General features: G+C 36.9%; 18 protein-coding genes and 1 riboswitch. Of the genes, 11 read left to right on the top strand and 7 right to left on the bottom strand.

Going from position 1 to position 16,324, the window contains the following annotated elements:
* Nucleotides 1-66 precede the first annotated feature (66 nt).
* A riboswitch (SAM riboswitch) is annotated at nucleotides 67-171 on the top strand.
* 145 nt (nucleotides 172-316) lie between these two features.
* The 3 genes from ACFVQC_RS17890 to ACFVQC_RS17880 all read left to right on the top strand — a co-directional run bounded on the left by ACFVQC_RS17890 (nucleotide 317) and on the right by ACFVQC_RS17880 (nucleotide 3,941).
* On the top strand, nucleotides 317-1,615 hold the full coding sequence (locus tag ACFVQC_RS17890; RefSeq protein WP_002068601.1) for a bifunctional O-acetylhomoserine aminocarboxypropyltransferase/cysteine synthase: 1,299 nt from the start codon (nucleotides 317-319) through the stop codon (nucleotides 1,613-1,615).
* A complete protein-coding gene (gene metA / locus ACFVQC_RS17885; RefSeq protein ID WP_070145659.1) occupies nucleotides 1,599-2,504 on the top strand; it encodes a homoserine O-acetyltransferase MetA in 906 nt (301 codons plus the stop codon). Before ACFVQC_RS17890 ends, metA begins: the two co-directional genes overlap by 17 nt.
* Nucleotides 2,505-2,645: 141 nt before the next feature.
* Nucleotides 2,646-3,941 (top strand): homoserine dehydrogenase, encoded by a 1,296-nt coding sequence (locus ACFVQC_RS17880; protein WP_377898810.1) that lies wholly within the window; start codon nucleotides 2,646-2,648, stop codon nucleotides 3,939-3,941.
* Between the two features lie 29 nt (nucleotides 3,942-3,970).
* On the opposite strand, the gene ACFVQC_RS17875 is transcribed toward ACFVQC_RS17880, so the two are convergent.
* Entirely contained in the window at nucleotides 3,971-4,597 is a 627-nt protein-coding gene (locus ACFVQC_RS17875) for a YczE/YyaS/YitT family protein (protein ID WP_377889687.1), read from the bottom strand.
* Nucleotides 4,598-4,695: 98 nt separating this feature from the next.
* On the opposite strand from ACFVQC_RS17875, the gene ACFVQC_RS17870 reads away from it, so the two are divergent.
* The 5 genes from ACFVQC_RS17870 to ACFVQC_RS17850 are packed head-to-tail and all read left to right on the top strand — an operon-like array spanning nucleotide 4,696 to nucleotide 9,161.
* Entirely contained in the window at nucleotides 4,696-5,673 is a 978-nt protein-coding gene (locus ACFVQC_RS17870) for a LacI family DNA-binding transcriptional regulator (protein WP_377898809.1), read from the top strand.
* A 10-nt stretch (nucleotides 5,674-5,683) separates the two neighbouring features.
* Nucleotides 5,684-6,565 carry an SGNH/GDSL hydrolase family protein gene (locus tag ACFVQC_RS17865; protein ID WP_377898808.1) on the top strand — a complete coding sequence of 294 codons (882 nt, stop codon included), beginning with the start codon at nucleotides 5,684-5,686 and terminating at the stop codon, nucleotides 6,563-6,565.
* Entirely contained in the window at nucleotides 6,562-7,479 is a 918-nt protein-coding gene (locus tag ACFVQC_RS17860; protein WP_144507323.1) for an ABC transporter ATP-binding protein, read from the top strand. The genes ACFVQC_RS17865 and ACFVQC_RS17860 overlap by 4 nt, the downstream gene beginning before the upstream one ends.
* Complete coding sequence (locus ACFVQC_RS17855) at nucleotides 7,472-8,464, top strand: ABC transporter permease (protein WP_219920995.1); 993 nt, start codon at nucleotides 7,472-7,474, stop codon at nucleotides 8,462-8,464. The genes ACFVQC_RS17860 and ACFVQC_RS17855 overlap by 8 nt, the downstream gene beginning before the upstream one ends.
* A 19-nt stretch (nucleotides 8,465-8,483) precedes the next feature.
* The gene (locus tag ACFVQC_RS17850) at nucleotides 8,484-9,161 is read left to right on the top strand and encodes a uracil-DNA glycosylase (RefSeq protein WP_377889680.1); all 678 of its coding nucleotides are present in this window, start codon (nucleotides 8,484-8,486) and stop codon (nucleotides 9,159-9,161) included.
* A gap of 38 nt (nucleotides 9,162-9,199) precedes the next feature.
* On the opposite strand, the gene ACFVQC_RS17845 is transcribed toward ACFVQC_RS17850, so the two are convergent.
* The 3 genes from ACFVQC_RS17845 to ACFVQC_RS17835 all read right to left on the bottom strand — a co-directional run bounded on the left by ACFVQC_RS17845 (nucleotide 9,200) and on the right by ACFVQC_RS17835 (nucleotide 12,089).
* A complete protein-coding gene (locus ACFVQC_RS17845) occupies nucleotides 9,200-9,490 on the bottom strand; it encodes a DUF3817 domain-containing protein (RefSeq protein WP_002144657.1) in 291 nt (96 codons plus the stop codon).
* Nucleotides 9,491-9,699: 209 nt separating this feature from the next.
* Nucleotides 9,700-10,521: a Cof-type HAD-IIB family hydrolase gene (locus ACFVQC_RS17840; protein ID WP_377898807.1), complete on the bottom strand. Its 822-nt coding sequence runs from the start codon at nucleotides 10,519-10,521 to the stop codon at nucleotides 9,700-9,702.
* Nucleotides 10,522-10,805: 284 nt separating this feature from the next.
* Nucleotides 10,806-12,089: a purine/pyrimidine permease gene (locus ACFVQC_RS17835; RefSeq protein ID WP_377898806.1), complete on the bottom strand. Its 1,284-nt coding sequence runs from the start codon at nucleotides 12,087-12,089 to the stop codon at nucleotides 10,806-10,808.
* Nucleotides 12,090-12,184: 95 nt separating this feature from the next.
* Between ACFVQC_RS17835 and ACFVQC_RS17830 the strand changes: the two genes are divergently transcribed.
* From ACFVQC_RS17830 to ACFVQC_RS17820, 3 genes are all read left to right on the top strand, one after another.
* On the top strand, nucleotides 12,185-13,177 hold the full coding sequence (locus ACFVQC_RS17830; protein ID WP_377898805.1) for a potassium channel family protein: 993 nt from the start codon (nucleotides 12,185-12,187) through the stop codon (nucleotides 13,175-13,177).
* 6 nt (nucleotides 13,178-13,183) lie between these two features.
* Nucleotides 13,184-13,471, top strand: coding sequence for a YwdI family protein (locus ACFVQC_RS17825; RefSeq protein ID WP_001198367.1), 288 nt, complete (start codon nucleotides 13,184-13,186; stop codon nucleotides 13,469-13,471).
* 63 nt (nucleotides 13,472-13,534) lie between these two features.
* Complete coding sequence (locus ACFVQC_RS17820) at nucleotides 13,535-13,903, top strand: DUF423 domain-containing protein (protein WP_000688314.1); 369 nt, start codon at nucleotides 13,535-13,537, stop codon at nucleotides 13,901-13,903.
* A 31-nt stretch (nucleotides 13,904-13,934) separates the two neighbouring features.
* Here the strand turns inward: ACFVQC_RS17820 and gerQ are convergent, their stop codons facing one another.
* From gerQ to ACFVQC_RS17805, 3 genes are all read right to left on the bottom strand, one after another.
* Nucleotides 13,935-14,363 (bottom strand): spore coat protein GerQ, encoded by a 429-nt coding sequence (gene gerQ / locus ACFVQC_RS17815; protein ID WP_219920990.1) that lies wholly within the window; start codon nucleotides 14,361-14,363, stop codon nucleotides 13,935-13,937.
* A gap of 27 nt (nucleotides 14,364-14,390) precedes the next feature.
* Complete coding sequence (cwlJ, locus tag ACFVQC_RS17810) at nucleotides 14,391-14,813, bottom strand: cell wall hydrolase CwlJ (protein ID WP_002144663.1); 423 nt, start codon at nucleotides 14,811-14,813, stop codon at nucleotides 14,391-14,393.
* Nucleotides 14,814-14,987: 174 nt separating this feature from the next.
* Nucleotides 14,988-16,265, bottom strand: a complete 1,278-nt coding sequence (locus ACFVQC_RS17805; RefSeq protein ID WP_377889670.1) for a serine hydrolase — start codon at nucleotides 16,263-16,265, stop codon at nucleotides 14,988-14,990.
* Nucleotides 16,266-16,324: the final 59 nt, after the last annotated feature.

Raw genomic sequence — 16,324 nt, 5'->3', positions numbered from 1 at the left:
TAGAACATTCAGAAAAACCATTTGACATCAGGAATTTATTGCTATAAAATCAACGGTAATTGCATAGTCTTATCAAGAAAAGGTGGAGGGACAGGCCCGATGAAACCTTGGCAACAGCCGTATAACGGAATTGTGCCAAATCCTGCAGGTAATAATCCTGAGAGATAAGAAAGATCCTTTAGAGCGTGTTTTCAAACTGCTCCTTTCTTGTTTTCAGGAAAGGGGCAGTTTTTTATTTTGCATAAAGTGAAACTTTAATCAGCGGGGGTTTGTCCCTCCCCCGCAAATAGTGGGATAAAAGAAAGGAGAATGAGAGATGGGAGAATCATGGGGGAAAGGAACGATTTGTGTGCAAGGTGGCTATACGCCAAAAAATGGTGAGCCGCGTGTTTTGCCGCTTTATCAAAGTACAACGTATAAATACGATACGTCAGATGATTTAGCAGCACTATTTAATTTAGAGGCAGAAGGATATATATATACGCGTATTGGAAATCCTACTCTAGCTGCATTTGAGCAGAAGTTATCAGATTTAGAAGGCGGTGTAGGGGCTGTTGCAACAGCTTCTGGGCAGGCAGCTATTATGCTTGCGGTTTTAAATATTTGCAGTAGCGGAGACCATTTACTTTGTTCTTCAACTGTTTACGGAGGAACGTTTAATTTATTTGGAGTGAGTTTGCGTAAGCTTGGCATCGATGTTACGTTCTTTAATCCTAATTTAACGGCAGATGAAATTGCGGCACTTGCTAATGATAAGACAAAACTCGTTTATGCAGAATCGTTAGGAAATCCAGCAATGAATGTTTTGAATTTCAAAGAACTTTCAGCGGCAGCAAAAGAATTAGAAGTACCTTTTATCGTTGATAATACATTAGCGACGCCTTATTTATGCCAGGCGTTTGAACATGGGGCAAATATCATCGTCCATTCTACAACGAAATATATTGATGGCCATGCAAGTTCTCTAGGCGGCATTGTAATAGATGGAGGGAACTTCGATTGGACAAATGGAAAATACCCTGAGCTTGTCGAACCTGATCCGAGTTATCACGGCGTAAGCTATGTTCAAAATTTTGGAGCAGCAGCATATATTGTGAAAGCGCGTGTTCAGTTATTAAGAGACTACGGAAACTGTATGAGCCCATTCAATGCATATATTAGCAACATTGGCCTGGAAACGTTGCATTTACGAATGGAGCGTCATAGTGAAAATGCTCTCGAAGTTGCTAAGTGGCTTGCTAATCATGATCGTATTGAATGGGTGAATTATCCGGGGTTAGATAGTAATGAAAATTACTCGTTAGCACAAAAATATTTGAAAAAAGGTGCTAGTGGAGTTTTAACTTTCGGTATTAAAGGCGGATTAGAAGCAGCAAAAGAATTTATCGCAAATGTAAAACTTGCAACTCTTGTAACGCATGTAGCTGATGCAAGAACTTGTGTAATACATCCTGCTAGTACGACGCACAGACAATTAAGCGCAGAAAATCAGCGTTTAGCTGGCGTTACATCTGATTTAATCCGTTTATCGGTCGGTATAGAAGATGTTTCTGATATTATTGCAGATTTAGAAGCGGCGCTAGTCGGAGGCAAACAACATGCCGATCATAATTGATAAAGATTTACCAGCTCGTAAAGTATTGCAGAAGGAAAATATTTTTGTAATGACGAAGGAGCGAGCAGTAACACAAGATATACGTGCTTTGAAAATTGCTATATTAAATTTAATGCCTACAAAGCAAGAAACAGAGGCACAATTACTTCGTTTAATTGGAAATACACCGCTGCAATTAGATGTTCATTTACTTCATATGGAATCGCATCTGTCTCGCAATGTAGCGCAGGACCATTTAACGAGCTTCTATAAAACATTCCGTGATATTGAGAATGAAAAATTTGATGGACTCATTATTACAGGAGCGCCAGTTGAAACTCTTTCTTTTGAAGAAGTAGATTATTGGGAAGAGCTTGGACGTATTATGGAGTATTCAAAAACAAATGTAACATCTACGCTTCATATTTGCTGGGGGGCACAAGCAGGTTTGTATTATCACTATGGTGTGCCGAAGTATCCTCTTGCGGAAAAAATGTTTGGTGTATTTGAACATGAGGTTCGCGAGCAACATGTGAAATTGTTACAAGGGTTTGATGAAGTGTTTTTTGCTCCGCATTCTCGTCATACAGAAGTACGAGAGAGCGACATTGAAAAAGTGAAAGAATTAACGTTATTAGCCAATTCTGAAGAAGCAGGTGTTCATCTTGCTATTGGGCAAGAGGGAAGGCAAGTTTTCGCACTCGGACATAGTGAATATAGTTGTGATACGTTAAAGCAAGAATACGAACGGGACTGCCAAAAAGGGTTAAATATTGATGTGCCAAAAAATTATTTTAAACATAATAATCCAGATGAGAAGCCACTTGTTAGGTGGAGGAGTCATGGGAACCTATTATTCTCTAATTGGCTGAATTATTACGTGTATCAAGAAACCCCTTATATATTGTAAATAATGATTGTGTAACACGTGGTAGCGTTTTATTTGTAAAGATTAACCTTTATTTTCCCGAATGTTCAAAATAAATTGTTTTTCAGATTTTTTGTCTATATAATGGCATCTAAACACAATTTTTGAGGGGTGGGCAGTATTATGAAAGAAATTCAAGTTGGGTTATTAGGTCTTGGGACAGTTGGTAGTGGTGTAGTTCGTATTATTACAGATCATCAAGAACGACTTATACATCAAGTCGGTTGTCCAGTGAAAGTAACGAAAGTGTTGGTGCAAAATATTGAGAAAGAGAGAGAGGTAGAGGTACCTTCTACTCTATTAACACAAGATGTGAATGAAATTTTAGATAATCCTAATATTGATGTTGTCATCGAAGTAATGGGCGGCATTGATGATGCGAAAGTATATATTTTACAGGCTTTAAAAGGCGGAAAGCACGTTGTGACTGCAAATAAAGATTTAATGGCGTTACACGGAGCGGAACTCTTAGCGGTAGCAAAAGATAACAAGGCTGATTTATTTTATGAAGCAAGTGTAGCTGGAGGGATTCCAATTTTACGAAGCATCGTAGAAGGACTTTCTTCAGATCTTATTACGAAAGTAATGGGAATTGTAAATGGAACGACAAATTTTATTTTGACGAAAATGTCAGACGAAGGGAGAGCATATAACGACGTGTTAAAAGAAGCTCAGCAGCTTGGATTTGCAGAAGCAGATCCAACATCAGACGTAGAAGGTTTAGATGCAGCAAGAAAAATGACGATTTTGGCTACTCTCGGTTTCTCTACAAATGTAGAGCTTGGAGATGTGAAGGTAAAAGGAATTACTTCTATTACAGCAGAAGATATTGAATATAGTAAGAGCTTAGGCTATACAATTAAATTAATTGGTCTTGCAAAGCGAGATGGCGAGAAATTAGAGGTTACAGTTGAGCCAACTTTACTTCCAAATGCACACCCTCTTGCGGCAGTGCAAAATGAATATAATGCTGTCTATGTGTATGGTGAAGCGGTAGGAGAAACGATGTTTTATGGTCCGGGAGCAGGAAGCTTACCGACAGCGACAGCTGTTGTTTCTGACCTAGTTGCTGTAATGCAAAATATTAGGTTAGGTGTAACAGGAAATAGTGCGGTAGTCCCGCAATATCAAAAGGTACTAAAAGAGCCAGATGAAATTATTGTGAAAAAGTTTTTAAGACTTCATGTGAAAGACGAAATTGGTGTATTTGCAAAAATTACATCATTGTTCTCTGAACGCGGTGTTAGTTTTGAAAAGATTATTCAAATGCCACTTGAAGAGAAAGGGAAAGCAGAAATCGTAATTGTAACGCATCGTGCTTCTCTTGCGGATTATGAGTACATTCTACATACATTGCAATCGTATGAAGAAATAGATTGTGTGAAAGCAAACTATCGAATTGAAGGAGATGCTAAGTAGTATTGCATCTAATAAAACGAAAAAACCTATTAAGCGGCTTGCTTAATAGGTTTTTTTCTATTTAAAATCTGCGTACCGATTTGAATAAATGCTTGAATGATCCAACCTGTTGTAAAGGATAAGATAATTGTTCCAAAATAGATTGGTCCATCTAATAAAAAGCTTAATGTTAAAAATAAAAAGGCTAATGAAATTTCTGTTCTTCTAAATGTCCATTTTTTCTTCTCGGCAACGGTTAAAACGAAAGCTTCTTGAGGTGCCGCGCAAAGGTTTGTAGAGACGTAAAGACCAATTCCGGCTCCGACGAATAGATTTCCACAAATAAGTGTTATATATTTTGGAAGAGAGCGGATAGCATCCATAATAGTTGTAACGGAACCAACCCAATCAACAAAAAGAGAAATAAGAATCATTGTGACAATTGTGCCGATTGTAATTTGTTTTTTATCCCAAAAGAGTACGATCAAGGTAAAAACAAAGTTAATCATGAAAATCCAAAAACCAATACTTATCCCAAAATTTTGATATAGTGCAATAAAGAAGGAATCATAAGGGCTAAGTCCAAAGGAAGTAATGGTCGTCATCATATTAATGCCGATGGCGAGAATGAGTAAACCGCCAATGAAAAATATATATTCTAATTTGAATCGAAGCATAGTTGTATATCCTTTCAAAATGTATTTGCTAGGAAAGGATATACTGTGGAAAGCTTACCAGGTCAAGCAAGAATTTTTGCGGGGAGGGGAAGAATGAGATGACTAATATAAGAAAGATTGCTGAACTTGCTGGGGTATCTGTTTCAACTGTTTCACGTGTACTCAATAATCATCCGTATGTGAATGAACAGAAACGAAAAGAGATTTTAGCGATTATAGAAGAATTAAATTATACGCAAAATGTGAATGCTATTCATTTAGTGAAAGGAAAAACGAATGTAATTGGCGTTTTATTGCCGCACGTAAATGATCAATATTACAGTGCCATTATTGGGGGGATATCGAAGGAAACCGCAAAGAACAATTATAATATGATGCTTTGCCAGACAAATTATAGCGAAGAAAAAGAGCTTGAAATTTTACATATGTTAAAAATGAAAAAGCTTGATGGAGTAATTATATGTTCAAGGACAAATAGTAAGGAAAAACTTGAAGAGTATACGAAGTTTGGTCCAATTGTGATGTGTGAGGAAATAGATTCGAATTTCATTTCAAGTGTACATATTGATTACTACAAAGTATTTTCGCGCGGGATGAAAAGCTTAATAGATGCTGGCCATACACGTATTGGATATTGCATTGGAAGAAGTAATAGCATTAATAGCCAAAGGCGAAAAAAGGCGTATGATGATTCACTTCAACAGATTGTTGTAACACCGTTAGATGCCTGGAAGTTTAAAGGCTGTTTTACGGTGGAAGATGGGCGCAATGTAGTCAGGGAATGGGCTAGTATGTCTGTAAAACCGACGGCGTTTCTTGTATCTTGCAATCATATTGCTGCAGGAATGGTAACGGAGGCGAAAAAACAAGGAATTCGTATCCCAGAGGATATTACAATTATCGGATGTGATGATCAAGAGGTGGCAGATATATTAGGTATTACGACGATTTCGCATTCTAGTAAAAATGTTGGTGTAAAGGCATTTGAATTATTATATGAAAAGATTAATGATGAGGAAATAGATGTGAAACATGTAGAGCTATTACCAAATTTGGTAGATAGGGAAACGACATAATAGAGAAGGTGTGAAAATCGCTTTTCGAAAATTCGTTTGGTATAATTATGGACAATCTATAGGGGCTAAAAGGGGTTTTGATATGAGATCAAAATTAGTAAAAGTAATTCTATTCATTACAATTGCGTCTTTCTGTTTATTTGCATACGGTTTTGTTTCGGGTGTAAATGATGTATTAAATCCGAAAGCTTCAAAATTAATTACGAAGACTGACGTAGTGGAAAAAGAGAAAAAGAAAACAGGAACGTTACAAATAGTTAGTTTAGGTGATTCGTTAACGCGCGGCGTTGGTGATAAAGAAGGAATTGGCTATATTGGACGAATGAAAGAGGATTTACAAAAAGATTATAAACAAAAAGTTGCACTAACCAATTTGGCAGTTAGTGGTGCGAAAATGCCCGATTTATTAAAACAAATCGAAAGCAGCGGAGCTCAATATTCAATTAAGCAAGCAGATGTAATTGTTTTAACAATTGGAGGAAATGATTTGTTCCCAGGGTGGGAATCGCTCGGGAAAATAGATTTAGAGACGTATCGTCCTGATACAGAAACGTTTCAAAATGAAGCAAAGAAAATTATAGAAGAAATTCGTAAATTAAACACAGATAGTCCTATTTTTTGGCTAGGTTTATACAATCCTTTTGAGGATGTAGAAGATTTAAGAGGTTCATCAAATATTGTTGTTGATTGGAATGCTTCTTTAGAGAAGTTAGCATTAAATGATAAAAATGTATATATTACACCGACATTTGATTTATTCCAAAATCGCGGAAAAGATTTATTATACTCCGATCATTTTCATCCGAATGAAGTAGGTTACACATATATGGCAGAGCGATTAGTCCAAAACGTCGTAAGTAAGCTAAAACTAGAACAAGGAGGGATAAAATGACGATGATACTTTCCGTACGAGACGTGAAGAAGGTAATTGGAAAGAAGACACTTGTAGAAGACATTTCATTTGATGTAAAACAAGGAGAAGTGTTTGGCTTTTTAGGGCCGAACGGAGCCGGGAAAACGACAACAATTCGAATGTTAGTCGGACTGATTAAAGCGACAGAAGGTACTATTTCTATCGGTGGTTATTCTATTAAGGAAAATTTCAGGGAAGCGATGCGTCAAATTGGAAGTATCGTTGAAAATCCAGAGCTTTATACATATTTAACGGGATGGGAAAACTTAAAGCAATTTGCGCGCATGCTTGGGGATATATCAGATGAACGTATTATTGAAATTGCAAAAATGGTTCATTTAGATGAGCGTATTCACGATAAGGTGAAAACATATTCCCTCGGTATGAAACAACGTCTCGGAATTGCACAGGCGCTTCTTGGAAACCCGAAATTGCTCATATTAGATGAACCGACGAATGGTTTAGATCCAGCTGGGATTAGAGAATTGCGAGAATTTATACATAAGCTTGTAAAAGAAGAAAATATGAGTGTGTTTATTTCGAGTCACTTATTAAGCGAAGTACAAATGATATGCGACCGTGTTGCTATTATTCATAAAGGAAAAATGATAACAGTTGCACCTATTGAAGAGTTGATCAAAACAGCGAGTGATCGTGTAGAATGGGTCGTTACACCAATTTCCAAAGCGAAAGACATGTTAGACGCTGCTGAAGAGGTAGAGGAAGTTATTATAGAAGATGAGCGTTTACTATGTCGTATGGATGTTGCGTCTATTAATGTTTGGAATAAGCACTTTGTAGAAAACGAGATAGATGTACATAGCGTCAAAGAGCTTGTATTTACGCTAGAAGATTTATTTATTGAACTCACAAGGGGTGAGCAACATGCGTGAATTTGCAAATCTAGTTTTAAATGAATCAGAAAAGATTTATCGTAAGAAACGGATTGTTGTTGTCATGCTTATTTTAGCAATCTTGATTCCGCTTTTTGTGTATGCTCAGTATCGTGAAATAGAAACAACGCAAAAAAGGCTGGGCACGACCGATTGGAAAGTATCATTACAGCAACAAATTGTTGATTCACAAAACCGTTTGAACAATTCTAGATTGCCAGAAGAATGGCGTGATTGGTTAAAAGTAAGAGTGGAGCAACAACAATATTATTTAGATCATGATATTAATCCGACTGCGCCAGGAGCACCGACATTTGTGAGGGCGTTTATTGAACAAGGAATAACGTTATTTATTCCATTGCTCGTTATGATTGTCGCCATTGATATTGTTTCAGGAGAACGAAGCGATGGTACGATGAAAATGCTTCTGACGAGGCCAATTCGGCGCTGGAAAATACTCCTTAGTAAATACGTGACGATGTTATTTTTCATTTCGCTCATATTGCTTCTTGTTGGTGTGTTTGCTTATGCATTATCAGGGCTTGTATTTGGATACTCTGGATGGAATTTACCTGTGTTAACAGGATTCGTCATTGATAAGGAAACGTTAAATACAAACTTTGTACACCTTATTCCGCAGTGGCAATACATTTTAATGGCGTACGGACTAGCTTGGTTTGTTGCTATCGTTGTTGGAACTATATCATTTATGGTCTCTGTTTTAATTCGAAATACACCAGCTGGTATGGGCGTTATGTTAGCTGCGTTAATTGCAGGCGGCATTTTAAGTTCGTTTGCAACGTCTTGGGAAGGTGCGAAATACATTTTTAGTGTCAACTTATCGCTAACGGATTATTTATCAGGAAAACTGCCTGCATTACAAGGTTTATCAATGGGATTTTCTTTAATGAATTTAACGGTTTGGGCAGTAGTATCTCTTATCATTTCATTTATAGTATTTACAAGGCAGGATATGGTGAATTAATTGGATAGGAAGTGAAGGCATGGAAAACATTTTGCAGAATGATTGGGGACCATTACTTGGGCCAGAATTTGAGAAAGAATACTATCAATCTTTAGCTAACTTTTTAAAAGAAGAGTATGAGGCGCATGTGATTTATCCAAAGAAAGAAGATATTTTTAAAGCTCTTCAGTATACAAGTTATGAAAATACAAAGGTCGTTGTTTTAGGACAAGACCCATATCATGGACCGAATCAAGCACATGGTTTAAGCTTTTCTGTACAACCTGGTATTAAAACGCCGCCATCATTGCTAAATATGTATAAAGAACTTCGAGATGAATACGGTTATGAAATTCCGAATAACGGTTATTTAGTAAAATGGGCGGAGCAAGGAGTATTATTATTAAATACTGTATTAACGGTTCGTCAAGGTGAAGCAAATTCTCATAAAGGAAAAGGATGGGAGCATTTCACAGATCGCGTAATTGAGCTATTAAATGAACGTGAAAAGCCAGTTATTTTCATATTATGGGGACGCCATGCACAGGCGAAGAAAAAGTTAATTACAAAGACGAATCACCATATCATTGAATCTGTACATCCAAGCCCACTATCAGCAAGACGTGGTTTCTTTGGCAGTAAGCCATATTCTAAAGTAAATACGATTTTAGCTAATATGAGTGAAAGAGAAATCGATTGGCAGATCCCAAATTTGTAAATAGAAAAGGTAGTTAACAGTCGTTAACTACCTTCTTATTATTGTTCATTTTTTAGTTTTGCATCTAGTACAAAAGTACCAAATGGGATAACTGATGCAACAAGTGCCCCAAGTGCCCATAAAATTGTTTTACGGTGTACGATTGTTACTTGAATTACCGCAAAGATGAATAGTATGAATAAAACGCCATGAGCCATACCTGTAATTTTAACAGCTGTTGCAAACCCTGCAAAATATTTTAATGGCATTGCTACAAATAATAGTAATAGGAAAGAAATCCCCTCAATTAAGCCGATTGCTCTTAATCGTCCGATTGGTGTAGATAACATGAAATAGCCTCCTTTAACGTATGCTTGTATATAGTAAATTTGTATTCTTTTTCAAAATAAAATAGTCTATTTTGTTCCATTATATACAAAAAGAAAGTTTACACTACGAGAATAGTGCAAAGTTCAAAATATAGTCACAAAAGCATTGTAATTTAAATAAAAACCTATTTGAAGTATTTGACTTCAAATAGGTTTTATGAATGAAAATATTAAACAAGCACTTCGCTTTTTAGTACGAATTTCTCTACAACTTTAGCAACGCCATCATTCATATTTGTATCTGTTATATAGTTTGCAATTTCTTTAATATCATCTGGCGCATTACCCATTGCAACGCCAAGACCGGCAAATTCAATCATCGATTGGTCGTTATAGCTATCGCCCATTGCGATAACTTCTTCACGCTTAATGCCAAGTTTTTGGGTTAATTGGTTTAAGCTCGTTCCTTTTGTAACACCATGTTCAGTAAATTCTAAGAAGAATGGTTTAGAACGCATAACGCTTAATTGGCCTTCTAGCTGTTTTTGTAATTTCTTTTCTACTTCAACAAGGCGTTCAGCTTCTTTGTTCATTAATACTTTTACTACAGGCTCTGTTACAGCGGCTTTAAAATCATCTACTACAACGATTGGCATACCAGTAATGTCGCCCTCAATTTCAGTATAAGGATTATTTTCTTCTGTTACGATATCATCGCCAATATAAGTATGAATCCATACATCTTCAGTTTTACTAATTTCAAATAGGTTGTGAACGATTTCAGGAGATAGCGTACTACTAAAGATTTCTTCATTTGTTTTACAGTTAATAATTTTTGCGCCGTTAAAAGATAGAATGAAGCTGCCGTATTCTTCTAAACGAAGCTCTTTTGCGACGTTGCGCATACCAAACGTTGGACGCCCAGAAGCAAGTACTACTTTAACTCCTTGCTCTTGTGCTGTCATTAAAGCCTCTTTCGTACGAGGTGAAATGGTATGGTCATCGCGTAATAAAGTATCATCTAAATCTAAAACAATCATTTTATAAGTCATATCGAAAATTCCTTTCTTTGTTGGAATAGAAATAAATTTTTATGAAGATAGTGGGGAATATATAGTAAGACATCGAACTTCTTTGCATGAAATTAGGAGAAGTTCTGCATTGTTAGTATAAATTATCATGAGCGTGTTGCCCATGATAATTTATACCGCAAACGCCCGATTGATGTGGGCTAATAATCAGTGGGTGATGAACAAAACCCCCACTGATTAAAGTTTCACTTTATCATTATCGTAACAACTCTAAAGGTAGAGTGCAATAATGGAAGTTTTCCAATTTAAGATAGTTGTTTTTCGTGCGAACGAGAAAATAGTATTTCCAGCAAGATAGCCATGACAGATCCAAGAACGAGACCGTTACTTAAAAATGATGCTAAAAATGGCGGCAGCGTAGAAAATGCTCCGGCTGGAACGAACATAACTCCGATTCCTATAAAGATTGAAAGACCTGCTACTTTAAATAATTGTTCTTTATTTTGTACAGTGTCATATTCGCGAAAAGCGAGACCAATCATGCTTGCAAATACAGGATAAATCGCAGCATACCCAACTGCAACGGGGATTGCCGCAAAGAATGAAGTAATCTTTGGGAATATACTAACAAGAATGATAAAGCTTGACCCTAACATAAATGGAAGGCGCTTATAAATATTTGTCGTTGCAATAAATCCTGCGGATCCAGAAATGGCGACAGGACCAATGGCTGAAAATAGACCGCCTAGCAATTGATTTATTCCTGTTATAATGCCAGCTTGTTTGAATCGGTTCTCCGCGGCATTTTCTTCATACTTAGAAACAACCTTTTGTACAACGCGAATACTTGCTAACATATTTGTTAGAAGTAGTAGTGTGACGAAAACGACCGTAATTGCCATGTTCCATTCAATGCGGGGCATTCCGAAAACAAATAGAGATGGAAGACGAATTATATCTGTCACAGGTGTTACTGGATTAGATAATCCGAAGCACGCGAATAATATCCAGCCGCAGACGATACTGAAAAGAACGGAATATTGTCCAATAATAGGTAGCTTCATAATGAAAAAAGATAGTAAAATAACAATGAGTGAAAGAATAAATACCTTTGGTTGTACTTCTGTATGTTGTCCATCAAGGCCAAACATCCCTTTTAAGAAGGAGCCACTAAGTTGTGCGACAAGAAGGAATAAATACGTTCCAATTACTGTAGGTGTAAAGTAACGAACTAGTTTATCGATTAGTCCAAAAACACTAAGAATAATACAAATGATGCCACTTAATAGGAAAGCGTACTGAAGGACCTTAAGTGTTTCATTGCTTGATCCAAATAATACGACGCCTAAACTTGCATACAGGGAGAAAATTCCCCACCAAAGGCCTGCGGGACCTTCTTGAATAGGAAGTTTATGACCGAATATAGCTTGCAGTAGGCCGGCAAAACCGAGAACAAATAATGTCCTTTGTACAAACGCGATAGCTTCAGCGCCGTCGAGGCCGTAACTAGTTGCAACACTAATTGGTACAATAAGACTTCCAGCTAAAATAAATAGTGCCCATTGTAAGGCAGAAAGAAATAGCTTCATTATATCAACCTCTTTCATAGATTCCGTTTCTAGTATATAGGTATTTCATTTCCTTTGGCAAAGATTGTAGATAGAGAAAAGAGTTGAAATATAATATGAATGCACGTAAGCAATTATGGATAGCAGTTATATGTATGACCTTTGTTGTAATTCTAGGAACGCTAGGATTTATGACAATTGAAGAGATTAGCTTGTTTCAAGCATTTTGGATGACGATGATTACTGTATTAACGGTTGGATATGGTGATGTAGTGCCTGTAACACAGGCAGGAAAATTTTTTGCGCTCCTTATTATACCTGTTGGCGTCGGTATCGTTACGTATGCAATGGGGGTAGTAGCAGCTATGATCATTGAGGGTAACTTATTTCATGCGGTGCGGAGGAAGAAGATGGATAAACAAATAGCACAGTTACAAAAGCATATTATAGTATGTGGTTGCGGAAGAGTAGGGCTTCAAGTTGTACATGAATTACAGGAAAAGAAAATCCCATTTGTAGTTGTGGATAAAGATGAAAGTATATTCGAACAGGAAAAGCTTTTATATGTACATGGGGATGCAGCTGAAGATCAAGTGTTACATAATGCCGGAATTTCGAAGGCAGCGGGTCTAGTGGCTATCGTAGCAAACGATGCAGAAAATGTATTTATTACATTAACGGCAAGAGGGCTTAATGATGCAATTAAAATTGTAGCAAGAGCTGAAAAGCCAGAAACAGAAGAGAAATTACGGCGCGCTGGTGCAAATAAGGTTATTAATCCATCTAGTATGGCAGGAATTCATATCGCAAAAGGTATTGCGAATCCGTTAACAGTTCATTATATTGATACAGTATTGTATGGAATAGAGCAATCATTTGTAATTGAAGAAATTCAAGTTGGTAAAGATTCTATCCTAGCCAGTAAATCGTTACTAGAGAGTAATGTGAGAAATCAATTTGATGTAACAATTTTAGCAATTTTGAGAGATGGGAATATTATCCATAATCCAACGGGGCAGGAAAAACTGCAAGAACATGATATGATAATAGTATTTGGTTCAGTGGAGAAACTGGGGCAATTTGAGAAAGAACTACAAAGTAAGAGGTGACAAGGAATGCAAGTATCTAGCGATAAGGTTTTAAATAAAATGGCGAGTGAAATTGCAAAGGCAAAAAGTAGTGAAGGACAAAAATCAAAAGAGCATTTATTAGTTGTGCGTGCATTATGTGATTTATTATTAGATGAACAAGTTGAGCCTTCTACGTATAGAGAACCACAAGTTCAATCACAAATAATCGGATCTCAGCCTATAACAACAGTTCAACCGGTTATGCCAGTTTCTGGAGAACCTGTGTATATAAAAGAAGAAGGTGCAAATGGTAATTCTTTATTTGATTTTTAAGGATTAAATCGTTTGGATTATATGTGAAAATTGCTTATGATAAAAATAAAAAGGGGAATTAAGATGAAAATTTTCTTTTTACTAGGTTGTATTGCAGCGGGGCTATCTGTTGCGTTAGGGGCTTTTGGAGCACATGGTTTAGAAAATAAAATTTCTGCAAAAATGTTAGAAGTGTGGAAGACGGGCGTTACATATCAAATGTTTCATGCAGGTGGCTTATTTGTAGTTGCTCTATTAATGGACAAAATGCAATCATCACTTTTAAGCGCCGCGGGTTGGCTTATGGTAGCTGGGATTATTATGTTCTCAGGCAGTCTTTACGCATTAAGTACAACAGGTATTAAATTCTTTGGCCCAATTACACCTCTCGGTGGTGTAGCGTTTATTGTGGCGTGGATTTTAGTCGGAACTGCAGTTGTAAAAGGGTTATAAAAAACAAAAGCTGGCATTCGCCAGCTTTTTTTTATGGTCTTGGAGCATAAGTTGCTTGTTGACCAGGTAAATACGCAATTTCTCCTGGGAATTCTACATAATCTAAATAAATCATTAGTAGTAAAAAGCGTTTTCCAGATTTCGGCTCACTAATAACGATATGATCACGGCCGGCTGCCTCGATAATCCCTGTATAAGATTGTGTGCCAAGCGAGCTACCACGTTCATAAGTCATTACAACTGTAGCTGGCTTACCCTTATTTAAACGAAGGATGTTTTCAATATACGATTGCTCTAGTGGTAACATCCCTTGAGAAACTGCAAGTTGAGCCTGAGCAACTTGTTGTTGCATCGCTTGCTGTTGTTGCTGTTGCTGCGCGGTCATTTGTTGCGGTTGTACATAAGTTCCAGATGGTTGATAAAAACCTGTTCCGTAGTACGGGTTTTGTTGCTGTGCCATTCAAAAATCCCTCCTCATTTTCATTCCTTAATATACGCTTGGACAATCCTCACCGGATGGTTGGAAGAAGCAGTGCTTTTTAAAACGTCCTGAATTTTGTTGGTTATACCAAGTTGGCGGGCAAGGACCTTCAGGCCTAAAGAACCATAGGGAGAAGTTGGCGGGCCAAAAACGTTGTCCCTGAATTGTCCGGCGGGCTAAGGCGATATCTTGTTCTCTCGCTCGTTGATAAAAATACCCTTTTTGAGTTGCTTCAAAACCACCAGGATTTTGATAAACCATCTGACGTAAATTTCGGACTTTTTTAAAGTCTAAGCAATCTCCGCGGACACGATTTACACCGACATTTCCAACCATTAGCATGCCTTGTTGGCCTTCTCCTTCAGCTTCAGCACGCATGAGTCTAGCTAATAACTTTACATCTTCTTCTGTATGTGCGATAACACCCATTATGTGTCACCTCTCTTTTTGGAATACCCTTTGGAAAGAGGTTTTTTCTAGATGAAGTGTGGAACAATTACTAGTTCATACGTATGAGAAAAAGGACGCAGATATGACAACCAAACGAAGTTTTACATTTAGAGGGGAAAATAAAAAAAGCTAGCGTGAGCTAGCTTTTCATCATTAAAATACTTTAGACCATAAGTTTGAGAAGAAATCGCCAATTGAACGCATTGTTAATACGAACCAATTTGCTTTTTCTACTTCTTCAGTCGTTTTTGCAGTAACTTTCATACTTTTATTTCCGTCTAAGAAACCGTATTTATCAGTTGGTTCTAAAACGATGGAACCGACCTTTGCATCTTTCTTAATAGGAGCAACTAAATGTCCATCTTCAGCGAGTGACTTATCCGCTTCAGTAGAAATTTTGTAAGGTGCTTTGCTACCCTTTGCAGTAACTACTGTCACTTCTTTTTCTGGTGCAACTGTTACGTAGTCTTCTTTTCCTTTTACTACAGAAATTTTGTTATTTTTATCTACTTTTAATTTCTGTTTTTCGAAGTTATTAAATCCATATTCAATTAATGCGCGAGATTCTGTGAAACGTTCGTCCATTGATTTCGTTTTAATAATAACAGAAATAAGACGTAAATCACCGCGTTTTGCTGTAATAGTGAACCCATACCCAGCGGTATCAGAACTTCCTGTTTTTAAACCATCTGCTCCTTCATAAGAGAAAGCGGCACCTGGTAACATCCAGTTCCAATTTTCCATACGAATTGGTTTCGGATGATTATCTGGGAAGTTTCTAAATCTTTGTTTTGTATCCTCTAGCATTTCTGGATACTTTGTAATAATTGTTTTTGAAAGAATACCCATATCGCGAGCTGACATGGAGTTTTCTCCATTCGGATCAGTTCCTTCAGGATGTTTTCCTTTTAAATCAGCGTTGTTTAACCCAGTAGCGTTTACGAATTTATATTTCTTTAACCCTAGTTTTTTCGCATGTTCATTTGCAAGATTTAAGAAGTTCTTTTCACTTCCTGCAAGTAATTCTGCTAAAGCAATACTAGATCCATTCGCAGAGAAGATAACGATAGAATGATATAATTCTCTTACGGTATATTGGCGTCCCTTTTCGAACGGTACGTTAGAGAATTCATTATTACGTGAAACTTCAAAAGCGTAATCAGAAATGTTTACTTTCGTATCCCAAGTGATTTTTCCTTCTTTAATTGCTTCTAATACGGCATAAACAACAATTAATTTTGACATACTAGCGATAGCTAGTAATTCATCTGGATTTTGTTCATGCAGTATTTTTCCTGTATCTGCATCAAATAGAAGTGCAGCAGCTGCCTCTATATGTATTTTTTCTTCCGCATGGGATGTTGTTACTCCTAAGGAAGAAAATGACAATAGAAACAATAGTGAAATAGACAAGATTTTCTTCATATACATTATCACCTTCGCATCGTTATTAGCATATAGCTCGTACCATTTTAGCATAAATTTGGATG

It is taken from the genome of Bacillus sp. NPDC057893 (genome assembly GCF_042796455.1).
Taxonomy (GTDB): domain Bacteria; phylum Bacillota; class Bacilli; order Bacillales; family Bacillaceae_G; genus Bacillus_A.
Note: the sequence above shows the minus strand (reverse complement) of the source record. Positions and strands in the feature narration are given on the sequence as shown.